This is a genomic window from Tepidisphaeraceae bacterium (assembly GCA_035998445.1).
Lineage (GTDB): Bacteria > Planctomycetota > Phycisphaerae > Tepidisphaerales > Tepidisphaeraceae > DASYHQ01.
The window spans coordinates 1-15920 of record DASYHQ010000023.1; the positions used below are offsets into that span (position 1 = coordinate 1).

Consider the following 15920-nt stretch of genomic DNA (forward strand, 5'->3'; position numbering starts at 1 on the left):
GCTTCGACCGCTGGTGTGCCGCCGGCGTGTGGGAGCGCATCGCCCGCGCGACCGGCGACCCCGACCTGGACGAGGTGCAGCTCGACGCCACGACGGTCAAGGCCCACCCGGTCGCCTCGACCGGGCGGCGGCGACGCGGCGAAAAAAAGAGGACGCCGACGCGCGGCGTTGCCTCGGCCGAGGCCGCGGCGGACTGAGCACCAAGCTGCACGCCGCCGTCGACGGTCGGGGCCGGTTGTTGCGGCTGGTGCTCACGCCCGGCCACCGCGGCGACTGCCCGCAGGCCGGCCCGCTCCTGTCGGGACTGCGGCGCGGCACGGTCGGGCACGTGATCGCCGACGGGGCGTACGACAGCGACGAGTTGCGTGAGCAGGTGCGACAACTGCGGGCCCGGTGCTGCATCAAGCCGAACCCGACACGCAAGCGGAAGCGACGCTACGACCGGACGCGGTACAAGCACCGAAACGTCATCGAGCGATTCTTCTGCCGCATCCGCCGCTGCCGGCGCGTGGCCACGCGGTACGAGAAGAAGGCCGCCAACTTCGCCGGCTTCGTCTACCTCGCAGCCTTCATCACCGCGGAGGAATGAATGTCCGTACCACCTAAAGCGTGTTATGCACTTTCCAGCTCAGAAACTGGCTTGGGTGCCACGGTTTGGTACTCCAAGCCGTGTCTGCGTGTACCGGCACGGCTTGGAGTACCAAACCGTGGCACCCAGCGTCGTCACGCCTGCGTTACTGGCCCCCAAAGTGCATAACACGCTCTAGGTCGCATCCGAAACTCAGGCAGGGTGCCACGGGCGGCTTGCCCGCCCGTGCTTGCGAGTGGTCACGTCGGACACGGGCAGGCAAGCTGCCCGTGGCACCCCGTTTTCAGACACAACCTGGCGGCGAAGTTCCGCCGCAGAGGCGCGGCTCTGCGGTGCTTAGTTGATAGCCGACGCGACCCCGCCCCCTTTTTCACTTGGCCGGATCGAGATCGGCCGGTTGCCCGGGCTTCGGGTGCGGGGGCAGAGTGGGTGGGGCCGGTGACTGAGGGGCGGGGGCCCGTGTCCGAGGCGTTCGGGCCCGTGTCAAAACGGTTCGGACACGGGGCAAAATCGTTCGGACACGGGGCGGATAGGTTCCGTCAGGGGCCGGGTGGACGGCGGCCGGGGGCGGGGTCGCGCGGGCGGGGGCGTTATCGGGGGCAACGGGCGGCAAATTCTCGGACGCGGACCGTGAGGGGGGATTTTCTTTTGTATAACGCGCCTGACGCGGGCAGGAGTGGGGCGGCATTCGAAGATATAAGGCAGAGCCGCTTGCGAGTCCTAATCCACATCGCCTACCACCCCTTCGCCGCCAGTCCGTAGCCCTCGCACGTTTTGCACTCGGTTTTGCCGGTTCCCTTGCAGGCTTCGCAATCGGGCGCATCGGTTCGCGCCAGATCTTCCGGGCAGGGCATCAAGCCCGTCCCCGAGCAATTCGGGTCCTTGATCGCGCCCGTCTTGTTGCACACCACGCAGGCGGTCGTCACGGGCGAGCCGCTGCTGAGGTCGAGGATTTCGCCGAAGTGCCGCTCGCTGATCGAGAACGTGCCTTTGCCCTTTACGGGAAACGAGCGCCAGCGGAGGCCGTCTTCCTTCTTCTTCACCCAGTTGCCCTCGGTGGGCTTGAGGCAGGGCGCGGGACACGGGATGACGCCGTCCTTGCAGCGCGGCGTCTTGCAGGCAACCGTCTGTGCGCCCTGGCAGGTGGCGCAGCCCACCGCCGACCCGGCGGGGTGCCCGGTGCCGTTGCACACCCGACAATTCACGCCGCCCTCACCCAGGCAGTCGCCGCAGAGCTCGGTCTTGCGGGCCTGCTTCAGTTGCGTGACCGCCCGTTGACGGTTCAGGCCGTTGCTGACGGTCTTCACGTCGTCCCAGAGCAGTTCGACCGTCTCCACGGGCGGATCGACCCGCTTGGCCGCGGGATCGAGCTTCATCCCTTTCGGCCCCGCGGCCAGCAGCCACCCCTTGACCGTCGACTCGTCCGCCTTCACCACCGTCACCGACGGCACCGGCTTGGGCGCGGGCGGCTTGGGTGATTGGGCGTACAACGGGGCCACCCACGCCAGCAGGATGAACGTCCACTTGCTTACATTACATAATGTCACGATTGACCTCCGTGCGAACGCGATGGATCAGTTGTAACGAGATCCCACCCTATTGGGAATCGTTTCGAGCGTCCTCGAAGCTCAACAACACACTTCTGTCCCGGCACCTAGTGAAATCCATCACAACCGCGTATACCATACCGCAGCCATGCCCAAGATCACCGTAGACGGCGTACAGATCGAAGCGAAGGACAAGCAGATGATCCTGCAGGCCTGCAATGATGCGGGGCATGCGCTGCCGCAGTATTGCTATCACCCGGGGTTGTCCATCCCCGCGTCCTGCCGTATTTGCCTGGTGGAGGTCGAGGGGATTCCCAAGCTCGTGCCGTCGTGCCAGACGCCGATTCGGGACGGCATGGTCGTGCATTCCAACAGCACCAAGGCCATCGCCAACCAGAAGCAGGTGATGGAATACCTGCTGATCAACCACCCGCTCGACTGCCCGGTCTGCGACCAGGCCGGTGAGTGCTACCTGCAGGATTACAGCTACGGGTACGGCCGCAGCCAGAGCCGCTTCGAAGAAGACAAGATCAAGCAGCCGAAGAAGGACGTCGGGCAGAACATCATGCTCTACAGCGACCGGTGCATCATGTGCACCCGCTGCGTCCGCTTCACGCGTGAGATCTCCGGTACCGGTGAGTTGTACGTGGACGGGCGCGGCCATCGCGAGGAAATCGACATTTTCCCCGGCCGCCCGGTCGACAACAAGCTCGCGGGCAACGTGGTCGACCTTTGCCCGGTCGGCGCGCTGTTGGATAAAGACTTCCTCTTCAAGCAGCGCGTCTGGCTGCTGAAGAACGCCCCGAGCATCTCGCCGGTCGACAGCGGTGGTGAGAACATCTACCTGAACTACAACGACGGCGTGATCTACCGCATCAAGCCGCGCTACAACCCTGACGTGAACGGCTGGTGGATTTCCGACGACACCCGCTACAGCTACAAGGCCGTCCACAGCGATGCCCGACTGATTCACGCAAAGAAGACGCAGTACGGCGCGCAGGTCGACACCAGCTATCCCAAGGCCGTCGAACAGGCCGCGACCGACCTGAAACACCTCGTGGCCACCAATGGCGAGGGCAGCCTTTACGCGGTGCTGTCTCCGATGATGGCCTGCGAAGAGGCGTTCCTGCTCGGCACGCTCATTCGCCAGTGGGATCCGCAAGCGACGCTCGTCCTCGGCCCCGTGCCGACCAGCGGCCAGAACGAGACGTTCAAGAACAGCCTGACCGGCAAGCAGACCTTCGAGATTCAAGCCGAAAAGGTGCCCAACAAGAACGGCATCAACCGCGTGCTGGCCATGCTGGGCGGGCCGACGGCGACGTTCGACGAGCTAACCGCCGGTGCGAAGGATCCGAAGTTTGCCAAGCTGAAGGGCGGCTGGATCGTCGGTGGGTACCTGAGCAACTGGATCACCTCGCCCATGCTGACGGCGTTGAAGGGCTACAAGGTCGTACAGGACATCCTGCCGTCGGCGCTAACCGAAAAGGCCGACGTCCTGCTGCCCAGCGCCGCCTGGGCGGAAAAGGACGGCAGCTGGGAAAACTACGCGGGCAAGCTGCAAACCTTCGCCGCCGGCATCGCACCGATGGAGGGCGCGCGACGCGAGGGCGACGTTTACTACAGCCTGCTCGGGCGCACCGGCTTCTACAACGCCGCCGACGTTCGTCAGGAAATGGGCGAGTTCTTCGCCGCCGCCCCCATGCCCAGCGGTAAGGCCGAAGAGCCGGCGTTCGAGTTCGCGGAACTGTAGGCGGAAGAACGAATAGCCCTGCGATACGGGCATCTCATCTGGCACGTCGCCGCGCAGCGGGATAGGCGAGGCGACGTTGGCGACTTGTAACCGGCGGATCGCCGCGAGCACCGTCGGGTGCTGCTGGGACGCAGTGATGAGTTACTCCAAACCTTTGTCCCTCGCTCTCCTCGCGCTGCTCCTGGTTTTCGCCGGCCCTCGCGTCAGCGCCGCCGAGCCGTGGGTAAGCGGCTACTACCCGGGGTGGGAACAGGACCGCGTGCCGCCGGCGAAGATTCCGTTCGACGCCGTCACGCATGTGTTTCACTTCGCTTGCGTCGTCCGGCCGGACGGGACGCTGAACACGTCGGACTTTATGTTGACGGACGCGCACGTGAAGGAGACGGTCGCGGCGGCGCGGGCGGCGGCCAAGAAGGTCGTGATCGTGCTGGGTGGCGCCGACAGTGAAGCAGGGTTCGTCGGCGCGACGTCGGACGACAACCGCCAGCGATTCATCGCCAACATCGTCGACTTCGCACGCACGCACGGTTACGACGGCGTTGACATCGACTGGGAACCGCTGAGCAACGCCAACAACGAACAGTTCCGCCGTTTCGTCGTGGAACTGCGTGCCAAGTTGCGTGCGCACGATCCGCAAGCGCTGCTGACGGCGGCCACTGGGACGAGTCTGACAAATCGCGAGGTGGGACGGTTGTTCGCTGGCTTGCAGGACGAGCTGGATCAGATCAACCTGATGACCTACGTGCTGGCCGGCGCGTGGGAAGGGTGGGTGACCTGGCACGGGGCCGCGTTGTCCAACGGTGGGGCGCGGTTCGGCGAAGCGGGACGGGAAATGCCGTCGGTCGAAACGAACATGCGCGAGTTCGTCACGGCGGGCGTGCGACCCGAGAAGCTCGGTATCGGACTCGCCTTCCACGGCAGCGTGTGGGCGGGCGGTGAAGGCACCGACACCGGTGGCGTGACGCGCCTTAAGCAAGGTTGGACGACGCCACCCAAGGTGGACGTCGACGTCGGCTACGCCGACATCATGCGACAGTACTACGCCCCTGATCGCCTTCGCTTCGACGAGGTCGCGCAGAGCCCATACCTGTCGATCGACCGCCCGGGCGCCGCCGACGATCGCTTCGTCTCCTTTACTGATGCCCGCGCGATCACCGCGCGCTTGGCCCACATGACCGAGCAGCGGTACGGCGGCTGCATTGTCTGGAACATCGCACAGGATGCGCTTCCAACCGGCGAGCACCCGCTGGCAGACGCGATCATCGCTTTCCGACAACGGCCGGCGCGGTAACATGACCCGCCGAGGCACAGCGAAATGAAGTTAGACGAATCGCGCGTGGTCACGTTAATGCACCGGTGGGCACGATGGGCCGAGCGGTGGTGGTACGCGGTGCCGGGCAACCCGGCGCTAGGGTGCTTCGGCACCGGGTACGACTGGTGGGGCGTGCAGACCAACGCGAAGTACGTCGCCGCGATGGCGGTGCTGTCGACGCGGGCGGAACTGAGCAACGCCGACCGCGACTGGGCGCGCCAGCGGGCGCTGGCGGCGCTGCGGTTCTGCATCGCGTCACATATGTCAGGGCCGCTGGCATGCACCGACGGTCGGCAGTGGGGGCAGACGTGGATCAGCGGGTTGGGCATCGAGCGCATGATGCACGGCGTGGCCGCGATCGACGAACACCTGACGGCCGCCGACCGCGCGGGCTTGCAGCGCATGCTGGAGTCGGAGTGCGACTGGTTGCTGACCGACTACCGGCGCGGCTCGAACGTCGGCATCAAGATCGACAAGTGGAACGACTCGGGCAAGAACGACCCGGAATCAAACCTGTGGAACGGCGCGATCCTGTGGCGCACCGCCGCGATGTATCCCGATCACCCGCACGCGGCGCGGTGGCGCGAGCACGGGCTGGCGTTCTTGGCCGCGGGCGTGAGCATCGCGGCCGATGCGAATGATGACACGGTCTACGACGGCTTGCCGCTGAAGCAGCGGCACGTAGGCGCGGGCTTCTTCGACAGCTATGCGCTGGACCATCACGGCTACTTCAACGTCGGCTACATGGCCATCTGCGTCAGCAACGCGGCCATCCTCCACTTCGACCTGAAGCGGCTCAACCTGCCGGCGCCGCAACTGCTGCACCTGCACCAGCGCGACTTGTGGCGCACGCTGCGGCCGTTGATCTTCACCGATGGTCGCCTCGTGAGAATGGGTGGCGACACGCGCGTGCGCTACGCGTACTGCCAGGAGTATCTGGTCCCATCACTGCTGTACGCCGCCGACCATCTCGGTGACGCGATCGCGGTGGAGCTGATGGATGGATATCTGTCGTTGTGCGAGACCGAGGCCGCTTACAACGGTGACGGCAGCTTCTACGGCCGACGGTTGGCAGCGCTGGCGAACCACAACCCGTACTATTATGTGCGGCTGGAAGGCGACCGCATCAACGCGCTCAGCATGGCGCTCGCCTACGCGCCGCTCGTGCGGCCGAAGAAGAAGGTCGAAGCCGACCCGTCGCCGACGGTGCTTTGGTCCGACCGCGAGTACGGCGCTGCGATGCATCGCTCACCGACGCGGCTGGCGTCGTTCGCCTGGCGCGCCAAGGGCCTCACGCAGGGCCTGTGCGTTCCACCCGATCGCAGCGACCTAGCCGAGTGGGAACAGAACCTCGCCGGCGAGATCACGTTCGTGCACGACCCGCATTCCGGCAACAAACTCCGCCGCCTCGTGCGGCACGACGTTCGCGAGATGCCTGGCGGGTTCATCACCAGCGGTACGATCGTGGAGGGCGCGCAGCTGTTCATCGCCGAAGGATGGACCGGCAAGGACCTCGGCCTGCACTACCTCGCGTTCGTCGCGCTGCCGGACGATCGCACGGTCGTCGGCATTCAGGTCTGCCGGGCCGCCGCGCTGCGCGCGCTGGTTCGCAACGTGAAGGGATTGCGATTGAACGTGCCGAACGATCTGTTCAACAACTTCACGCGCCAACTCGACATCGCTGGCGGCACCGTGCAGTTGAACGCCGCCGCGAATAACGAAGTGGTGTCGCTCGATTCGCGCTGGGCGACGATCGACGGCCGGTTGTCGGTGGTGGGCCTGTACGGCGCACCGACGCTCACGCTCGACCGTTCCACCGCCCAGCGCGGTGGTGCGACGCCGAACCTGACCGTCGAGCAACTCTGCTTCGGTCACCGCAGCGAGGTCGCGCCGTTTTTCGTCGAACCGAATGCCGTGCTGCTGGACTGCGCCTGGATGGTGAGCACGACCGACGCCGCCGCTACGCGCCAACTGGCCGACCGCAACGCGACGGCTCGGGTGGAAACGAACAATGACGCGCTGCGCGCCGTCGCCGTCCACGACACCGCTGGAAAGCGTCACGTGATCGTGCTGAACGCCAGCGAGTCATCGGTGACCGCCGACGTGATGGGAAAGACGATCACGCTTCCCGCGGGCGAGGCGACGCATTGGGCGGTGTAATTCCGGCCGTGGCATGGGCGCCAGAGCCCATGCATGTTGTGAACCAAGAGATTTGTTGCAGCCGCGCGGTCGAAGCGGTCTGCCACAAATGTCAACGACCGTTCAATCGAGATGCATGGGCTCTGGCGCCCATGCCACGGCCAATGCGATCGCCGCTGTAGTGACATCAACTCGCCAGCGCTGCCGCCGAAGGTGTCGCGCCGCTGCGGCTCCTTATGCCACCAATCTCGAAGCGCAGCGTGAAGCTGTCGAGCGTGCCGGGGAGCTTGCCAGGCGGCAGGCGGTGGGGGTCGCGCAGGCGGACCGTGTGGTTGTCGATCAGGCCGGCCAGCACGCCGCTGGTCAGCAGCAGCACGAGGTTCTGCGCGGGGCAGTGAGCGGTGCCGCCGCTGAACGGCACGAACGGCCACTCGCGCGGGGGGAAGCCGCACACGTTGGCGTCGTCTTCAATCCAGAGGTTCGGGTGGAACGTGTTGGCGAAGGGCAGGCGCTCGTCATCGCGGTGGAAGAAGGGCGCAAAGAGCAGCACGCCGGTGCGCGCGGGCATAATACCGTTGTCCCACTCGGTCTGGCGTGTCGTCTGCCGCAGGATCATCGGTGTGGTCGGCCAAAGCCGTAACGCCTCCAGCATCGCGGCGCGCAACAGCGGGCGCATCGGCCGATCGGTGACGGCGCCGCCGGTGGTTTCCTGGCGCACCTCGTCCAAATGCTGCGGATGCGTCGCCAGCAGCGCCAGCGCCCGGAACGACGCCATGGCGGCCGCATCGAACGCGAATAGCCACTGCGGAATTTGCCCCTCGGGCTTCTGCTCGTCCGATCGCACCTTCGTCGCCATGTAAGCGCAAAGGCTGTTGGGCTCGGCCTTGTCCAGGTAGGCGCGAATGCGGCCGTGCAGTTCGTCGCGCAGATCCGTGCGGCGCGGTTTGGCGAAGGCCCAGTTGGCGTCGGCGCGCAGCCAGGCGGCCAGGTCGGTAATGCGCCGGTCGTCGCGCGCGCCATTGCCGAAGATCACCCGCCGAACGATCGCGAAGATCGCGTCGATGTAGTCGTCCCACCGCAGCTCGCCGCCCGACTGCTTCACGTGGTTCAACAATCGGCCGATCTCGTCGTCCACGATTGGCAGGAACGCGCCGGCCATGTGGTGGATGGGGCTCTTGCTCTCCAGCACCTGGTCGTTCAACTCGCGGCGCAATCGCCGCGCCGGCCCGTGCGAGATGAGCACGCCGTGCGGCTCGAGGTGCGCCAGGGCCGCCTGCTTCTCGGTACTGGCGGTGGCGAAGGGCTCTGGCGATTCATCGAGCACCCGGCGGACGTGGTCGGGGTCCAGCAGCACCGCCTGATTGCGGAACGGCACCTTCAGCATGAGCGGGCCGTTACCGTACTTGCGCCGCAACTGCTGCATCATCTTCACCGCCGCCGTGTCGACACCGAGCTTTTCGCTCATCGCCACCACGCGCGGCCGGCGGATGATCGCGCCCTTAGCCACGTTGGGCATGAACATGCCCCACACCACCTTCGACGAGTCGAGCAGCGACGCGGTCGGCAGACGGTTCTCCTTCGCGATCTTCGGCTCGCTCGCCGCATCACCGGCACCGGTGGCGGTCATTGTGTCGGTCGGCGTGACGACGTGGACTTCATCCACGCGCGGTTTCGATTGGCTGTCCGTCAACGGCGCGACGGCCATATCCATCAGCCCCATCCCCAGCGCGCACGCGGTGACGGCGGCGTTCTCGCGCCGCCGTTGGACGAACGGCAACGCGCCCATCATTACGCCCCCCGCAGCGTCGAGCGCCAGGTGCGTCTTCATCGGCAGCATCTTGGCCACACCTAACTCGTGCCGCGTCACCAAGGCGTAACCCAACTTGCCCAACGCCAGTATTGTCGCGGCGCGCGTGAACGGCTTGCTTGCCCCCAACAATCGCGGGAACGCGATCGCGAAGGCGACGGTGGCGATATCGAGACAGGCGTGCGTACGCGTGGAGATCTTCATCATGACTGCATCCTTCGGAAGCGCGCGACCGGGAAACGAACGACGCGGGTGCCGCCTAGCGGAGCGCGGTTCCACCGTCGTGCCTGGCGTCATTCGCGAAGCGCGGCAAAGCCCGTTCCAGCGATGCCCGAACGAACACAGCTAGGGAAAAACGATGTAGCCGGTCCGCGGATGGTGATCATCCGAGCCGAGACGCGTTTCGGGGGTATTCAGTTTTGGCCTGATCGTGGATCATCATCCAATCCAGTGGTGACAATGGGAGGGCCACGCATGTCTGTACCTGAGGAAGATCCGCCGCCATTACCCTCGAATGAGCAATCTCCCCTGTCGTACCGGCAGGGACCGCAACCCGTCTCGCTGCGCGGGTTTCGGCTGTTGCTGTTTCTGACGCTCGTGAACACCATCTTGCTGGGCGGCTTTGTTATGGGGCCGGCGCTGTCGGCGTTCGGCAAGCAGCAGTGGGCGGACTACCAACGTCGACAGGCCGCCGAACGTGCCGAGGTCGCGAAGATCGCGAAGGAACAGGCGGCCGCAGCAGCGCGACAGGTGGCGATGGTGGCCGAGCAGAAATGCTTTACCCACGCGTGGCCGATGGGAACGCTTCTGTACGACGACGATCCCAAGCGTCCCGGCGGCCCCGAGGAACCAGCGGGTAAGCGCGGACAGGACGGAAAGCTCCCCAGCACCAACCCATCGGTCGCCACTCCGCAACTGCCATGGCCTTGGGTGACGCCGTTGCCGGAGGCATTTCAATCTGTGGCTTCGTCGCTACCGTCAAGGTTGGCCGGTCGGGCCCTCTCTGCACAGACCTTACTGTTCATGCACGAGCGACGCGCGTCCCAGTCGTCCGAGCCTCGCCTCGTCGTCGTCCTGATCGATGCGACGTTCCTGCTGAACCGATCGCAAGGGTTTCAGCATGGCCGTCGTGATGTATCTGCAATTGTGCTGCACCCTACGTCGCCCACCACGCCCATGACCGTCCGAATGTCCTCCGAATACAATCGTACGGAGGATTCCGGTGATCCGTACCCACCCCTGCGTCTCTTCGCCGGCGTCGCCGACTCGGCCGATGTCACGCGGTTTTACATACCATATGAAATGGCCGGGAAGTCGGGCATGATCGTCGGACGCCTACAAGGCGACGACACGGTCCATCTGCGGGCCGAGGGGCCGCTCGCGAGCGGATGGCACCTTGACCTGAATCGCCCCTATTCACCGTAGCGGCAGATCCGTCGAAAAACGCCAGTCCAACCGCGCCGGTGGTGGCGGAAGTAAAGGGGCGCGTTTAGGATGCTGCCCATCATGGTCGACGTGCTCACTGACTGGTTCAAGGCCAACTATCACTGGATCACCCTCGCGATCGTCCTGCACGTCATCGTGCTGGGCACGGTCGCGTACCTCATCCTGCTCGAGCGCAAGATCGCGTCGTGGGTGCAGGACCGTATCGGGCCCAACCGCACGGGGCTGGGGTTCGGCATCATCCCGATCCTGAAGAACTTCAAGTTCTGGGGCTTGGGCCAACCCATGGCCGACGGGTTGAAGCTGTTTTTGAAGGAAGACTATCGACCGAAGCACGTTGACAAGATCCTGTTCAGCCTTGCGCCGATGGTGATGATGACGGTGATCGTCATCAGTATTGCGACGCTGCCGTGGGGCGGCTGGGTGGGGGAGAAAGAGACGATCGACGTAACCGCCCAAGCGATCGCCAGCGCCGGCCAGAGCGCCGCCGCCAACGCCGAGTACGCTGCGGCGATTCAGGCCGCCATTCCACCGGGCAACGAGTTGATCGGTGTGCCGGTTTTCGCGCAAGACAACGGTCAGGTAACCGCCACGTTCTGGCACGGCTGGATGTTCCAGATCGCCAACCTGAACATCGGTGTCCTCTACATCCTGGCGACGCTGTCGCTGGCGGTGTACGGCGTGGTCATAGGTGGGTACGCCAGCAACAATAAGTTCTCGTTCCTGGGGGGCTTACGTGCGACGGCCAACATGATCAGCTACGAGATTCCGCTTGGCCTGGCCGTGCTGACGATCGTGGTGATGTACGGCACGCTGAATTTGGCAGAACTGGTCGAGGTGCAGGCCCACTCGTGGTACGGCGTGCTGCCGGCGTGGAACATCTTCTGCCAGCCACTAGCGTTCGTGATGTTCCTGATCTGCATCCTTGCCGAGGCCAACCGCGCCCCGTTCGACACCGCCGAGGCCGAGCAGGAACTGGTGGGTGGCTATCACACGGAATACTCGTCGATGCGGCTGGGTCTGCTGCTGCTGGCCGAGTATGCGGGCATGATCACCACCAGCGCGATCTGCGTGGCGCTGTTCTTCGGTGGTTGGGATTTCCCCGGTTTGCGCGGCCACCTGAACCCGGCGCACCCATCGCTGGTCGACAGCGTCTGGGTCGCCATCGCGCGGGCGGCGGTGTTCTACGGCAAGGCGCTGTTGATCATCAGCGTCTTCATGTGGGTCCGCTGGAGTTTGCCACGATTCCGCTTCGATCAGATCATGACGCTGGCGTGGCGCGGTTTGATCCCCATCGCGCTGCTGCAGCTGATGGCGACGGCGTTCCTCGTCTACTACTGGGGCGGTGAAGGTCGCCAGTACATGCGCATCAACGGCTGGCACGCCCTGATGATGTTCGGCATGAACGCGTTGATCGCCGTCGTGGTGATGGTCGGCAGCACGTTCCTGCCACCGGCACCGCAGACGAACCGCCGCGTGCACGTGCCGGGCAGCCGGTTCAACCAGACGGCGTTGCCGGCGTCGTTGAACTAATGCGAGGTCCGCCATGCAGCGACTTGCGAACAAGGTTGCGATCGTCACCGGCGCCAGCCGGGGCATCGGAGCGGCCATCGCGCGCAAGTTGGGCGTGGACGGGGCCAAGGTCGTCATCAACTACGCCGCCAGCGCCGAAGAGGCCGAACGGCTGGCGAGTGAGATCCGCTACGCGGGTGGGCAGGCGGTGACGGCGTGCGCCGACCTGTCCAACCCCGACCACATTCCCGACCTCTTCGAAACCGCACGCTTGGCCTACGGTCGGCTCGACATCCTCGTCAATAACGCCGGCACCGCCATCCTGAACCAGCCGCTGGACCAGACCGACATTAGCCAGTACACGAAGCAGTTCGATCTGAACGTCCGCGGGCTCATCTTGTGCACGCAGGTAGCGCTCGTGGCGATGGGCGACGATGGTGGCCGGATCATCAACATCACCAGCGGCATCACCCGCACCCCCACCGCCGGCAGCAGCCTCTACAGCGCCACCAAGGCCGCGGTGGAAATGCTGACCAAGTGCTGGGCCAAGGAATTGGGCGTTCGCGGCATTACCGTTAACGCCGTCGCCCCCGGCACGACGGATACGGACCTGCTGCGCTCCGCCATGACGCCAGAGATCGCGCAAATGCTGATCCAGGCCACACCGCTCGGCCGCCTGGGCCATCCGGACGATATCGCGGATGTGGTGGCATTCATCGCGTCAAACGAGGCCCGGTGGATCACCGGCGAGATCATCGGGGCGACGGGGGGTCTTTAGATCGGCTTCGACAGCAGCGGGGGATGGCTGCTATACTGTGCCGGGAGCGTTGTCATGACTCAACTTGCGACCGCACACACGTTCGCTGAACTGCTCGCCTTGCCCGATGACGGCAAGATTTATGAGCTGGTACGCGGCGAGTTCGTGGAGAAACCTATGGGGCGGCGATCGGTCGGGACGGCGTCGGAAATTCAGATCACCCTAGGCGGCTTTGTGAAAGCCAATCGCCTTGGCTCCATCGCCACCGAACTGCCGATCAACTGCTTTCCCTGGCTGGGCAATCATGGGCGACGGCCCGACGTGTGCTTCTTCGATTGGCAGCGCCTGCCGGAGGGTTTTGCGTCAGACGAACACGTCACCGTAGCGCCCAACTGGGTCGCAGAAGTGTTGTCCGAGCACGACAACGCGATCGATGTTGACGAAAAACTCGAAGAGTACCTTCAAGCCGGCGTCGAGTTAATCTGGATTGTTAATCCAGCGGTGCGTACCGTTCGCGTCCATCGGGCCGACGGCAGCGTGGCGTTTTATCACGAGGCCGACACGATCGACGGTGGCACCGTGTTCCCTAACTTTCGGGCTAAAGTTCACGACCTGTTCCCTCAGCCGATGTCCAAGTAGACTGTCTCCGCCATGAAAGACTCCGACGTCCTAGTTCTGGAAGAACCCAAGTTGTCGCTGGCCGATCAGTTTTACCTGCCGCAGGTGCTGAAGGGGCTGGGGACGACGATGAAGCACATGCTGAACGTCGTCGTGCTCGGCAACGATCGCGTGCTGCAGTACCCGGAAGAGCGCCGCGAGGACTTGCCGCTGGGCGAAGGGGGCATGCTGCGCGACACCTATCGCGGCGTGCACCGGTTGAACAAGGATGAAGAGGGCCGCGTGAAGTGCGTCGCCTGCTTCATGTGCTCCACCGCCTGCCCCGCCCGCTGCATTCACATTGAGGCGGCCGAGTCGCCGTGGCAGGATCGTGAAAAATACCCGGCGAAATTCGACATTGACGAGCTCCGCTGTATTTACTGCGGCATGTGCGAAGAGGCCTGCCCGGTTGACGCGATCGAGCTCACCAGCAAGTACGACATCGTCGGGCTGACCCGCCAGGAGATGATCTTCGATAAGTCCAAGCTCCTGCGCGTGTACGACGAGACGATTAAAGACGAGCCGATGTAGATTAAACGCCTGAAGGACGTCATTGCACCCAACGCCCAAGCGACGAGTCGCTTGGGCGTTTTGCTTGCCATGCATGTCGTTTGACAAACCACCGTCATCCTGAGGTACCCCGAAGGATCTCTTCGTCTTCGGCGCGGGGGGCGGAAGAGATCCTTCGGGGTGCCTCTAGATGACGAGTTGAACCGGTTGGTGCGCCAGGCGCATGATTCTATTTTGCATCCGGCGCTCGGGGCCATCGGATCAATCCGATCGCACTGCTTTCCTCAATCGCCCGGCCCTCTTATCATACGGTGCCATGGCTTTCCCTGAACCCGTCCTTACGAAGCGTATCCCGCAAGACCCCTCGTTGCGCAAGACCGTCTGGTACGACGACTACGTCGCCACCGGTGGCTACGAAGCGCTACGCAAGGCCATCACGATGGCGCCGGCGGATATCGTCAAGACCGTCACCGACAGCGGCCTGCGCGGGCGCGGTGGGGCGGGCTTTAGCGCCGGCATGAAGTGGTCGTTCATCCCCAAGGAAAAGAAGGGTCCGCACTACCTGGCCGTCAACGCCGACGAGAGCGAGCCGGGGACGTTCAAGGACCGCTACATCATGGATTACGACCCGCACTCGCTGCTGGAGGGCATCGCGATCTGCGCGATCGCCACGCAGTGCGACGTCGCCTACATCTTCATCCGCGGCGAGTACCACCGGCAGATCAAGGTGCTCGAACAGGCGCTGAAGGAAGCGTACGCCAAAGGCATCTTCGGGCAGCAGGGTGTGTACGGCAGCGCGACGAAGGTCGAGTGCTACGTCCACAAGGGTGCCGGCGCCTACATCTGCGGTGAAGAAACCGGCCTGCTCGAGGCGCTCGAAGGCAAGCGCGGCTGGCCGCGCAACAAGCCGCCGTTCCCCGCCATTGCGGGCGCGTTTGCCAAGCCGACGGTCATCAACAACGTCGAGACGCTCTGCACAGTGCCGCACGTCATCAACCGCGGGCCCGACTGGTTCAAGACGATGGGCACCAAGAGTTCGCCGGGGCCGAAGCTGTTCGGGATCAGCGGGCACGTGAACAATCCGGGCGTGTACGAACAGGAACTGGGCATCACCCTGCAGCAGGCGATCGACATGGCCGGCGGCATGAAGGGCGGCAAGTTCAAGGCCAGCATCTGCGGCGGCATTAGCATGGGCGTGCTGGGCACGAACCAGCTCGACATCAAGCTGGACTTCGACGACGTGCGCTTCCGCGGTGGCTGCCTTGGCCTGGGCACGGCCGGCATGATCATCATGAACGAGCACACCGACATGGTGCGCGCGCTGCGCAACTGCGTACGCTTCTACAGCTTCGAAAGCTGCGGCCAATGCACGCCGTGCCGCGAGGGCAGCGCGTGGATGCGCAAGATCCTGGATCGCATCGTCGATGGTGGCGGCAAGGCCCGCGACCTCGACATGCTAATGGAGCTGGAAAAGACCATGGGCATCATGCCTGGCACCACCATCTGCGGCCTGGCCGACGGCACCGCCTGGGCGACGCGCACGTTCATCACCAAGTTCTACGACGAGTTCGCCGCTGCCTGCCCGGAAGAGCCGTTCAAGACGGTGCCGTTGAAGATCAGCGCCAGTCGGCAAAACGTGCTGGTGCCGATGGGCAGCAACACGCGGTAGGACATTTCGACGAGAAGATTCGCTCTGGTCCCTCTCCCGGTACGCCGGGAGAGGTTAGGTGAGGGTGATTTCGAGCTGCTGGCGAATCAGGAAGAAAAAATCACCCTCACCTAACCTCTCCCATGAGTACATGGGAGAGGGACCAGACCAATACACCGTCTGGGGGCACGACGGGTGCTGATCACGCGGCTAGCGCGTTCGGCTCTTGCGATAACGATTCCATCAGGA

General features: G+C 64.4%; 12 protein-coding genes. 10 read left to right on the top strand and 2 right to left on the bottom strand.

What is annotated here, in order from left to right; translation table 11 throughout:
• Nucleotides 1-28 precede the first annotated feature (28 nt).
• The gene (locus VGN72_10140; protein ID HEV7299713.1) at nucleotides 29-589 is read left to right on the top strand and encodes an IS5 family transposase; all 561 of its coding nucleotides are present in this window, start codon (nucleotides 29-31) and stop codon (nucleotides 587-589) included.
• Nucleotides 590-1323: 734 nt separating this feature from the next.
• Here the strand turns inward: VGN72_10140 and VGN72_10145 are convergent.
• Nucleotides 1324-2136 carry a hypothetical protein gene (locus VGN72_10145; GenBank protein HEV7299714.1) on the bottom strand — a complete coding sequence of 271 codons (813 nt, stop codon included), beginning with the start codon at nucleotides 2134-2136 and terminating at the stop codon, nucleotides 1324-1326.
• Nucleotides 2137-2284: 148 nt separating this feature from the next.
• Between VGN72_10145 and VGN72_10150 the strand changes: the two genes are divergently transcribed.
• The 3 genes from VGN72_10150 (at nucleotide 2285) to VGN72_10160 (ending at nucleotide 7358) form a co-directional block, all read left to right on the top strand.
• A complete protein-coding gene (locus VGN72_10150; GenBank protein ID HEV7299715.1) occupies nucleotides 2285-3886 on the top strand; it encodes a 2Fe-2S iron-sulfur cluster-binding protein in 1602 nt (533 codons plus the stop codon).
• A 154-nt stretch (nucleotides 3887-4040) separates the two neighbouring features.
• Nucleotides 4041-5177, top strand: a complete 1137-nt coding sequence (locus tag VGN72_10155) for a glycoside hydrolase family 18 protein (protein ID HEV7299716.1) — start codon at nucleotides 4041-4043, stop codon at nucleotides 5175-5177.
• 24 nt (nucleotides 5178-5201) lie between these two features.
• On the top strand, nucleotides 5202-7358 hold the full coding sequence (locus VGN72_10160; protein HEV7299717.1) for a hypothetical protein: 2157 nt from the start codon (nucleotides 5202-5204) through the stop codon (nucleotides 7356-7358).
• 166 nt (nucleotides 7359-7524) lie between these two features.
• Here VGN72_10160 and VGN72_10165 read toward each other — a convergent pair whose 3' ends face one another.
• Nucleotides 7525-9351, bottom strand: a complete 1827-nt coding sequence (locus VGN72_10165; protein ID HEV7299718.1) for a cytochrome P450 — start codon at nucleotides 9349-9351, stop codon at nucleotides 7525-7527.
• A 120-nt stretch (nucleotides 9352-9471) separates the two neighbouring features.
• Between VGN72_10165 and VGN72_10170 the strand changes: the two genes are divergently transcribed.
• The 6 genes from VGN72_10170 to nuoF all read left to right on the top strand — a co-directional run bounded on the left by VGN72_10170 (nucleotide 9472) and on the right by nuoF (nucleotide 15692).
• A complete protein-coding gene (locus tag VGN72_10170) occupies nucleotides 9472-10569 on the top strand; it encodes a hypothetical protein (protein ID HEV7299719.1) in 1098 nt (365 codons plus the stop codon).
• Nucleotides 10570-10650: 81 nt separating this feature from the next.
• The gene (locus tag VGN72_10175; protein ID HEV7299720.1) at nucleotides 10651-12120 is read left to right on the top strand and encodes a complex I subunit 1 family protein; all 1470 of its coding nucleotides are present in this window, start codon (nucleotides 10651-10653) and stop codon (nucleotides 12118-12120) included.
• A 13-nt stretch (nucleotides 12121-12133) separates the two neighbouring features.
• Complete coding sequence (locus VGN72_10180) at nucleotides 12134-12877, top strand: glucose 1-dehydrogenase (GenBank protein ID HEV7299721.1); 744 nt, start codon at nucleotides 12134-12136, stop codon at nucleotides 12875-12877.
• A gap of 54 nt (nucleotides 12878-12931) precedes the next feature.
• Nucleotides 12932-13495, top strand: coding sequence for a Uma2 family endonuclease (locus VGN72_10185; protein ID HEV7299722.1), 564 nt, complete (start codon nucleotides 12932-12934; stop codon nucleotides 13493-13495).
• A gap of 12 nt (nucleotides 13496-13507) precedes the next feature.
• On the top strand, nucleotides 13508-14044 hold the full coding sequence (locus VGN72_10190) for an NADH-quinone oxidoreductase subunit I (GenBank protein HEV7299723.1): 537 nt from the start codon (nucleotides 13508-13510) through the stop codon (nucleotides 14042-14044).
• Between the two features lie 295 nt (nucleotides 14045-14339).
• Nucleotides 14340-15692: an NADH-quinone oxidoreductase subunit NuoF gene (gene nuoF / locus VGN72_10195; GenBank protein HEV7299724.1), complete on the top strand. Its 1353-nt coding sequence runs from the start codon at nucleotides 14340-14342 to the stop codon at nucleotides 15690-15692.
• Nucleotides 15693-15920: the final 228 nt, after the last annotated feature.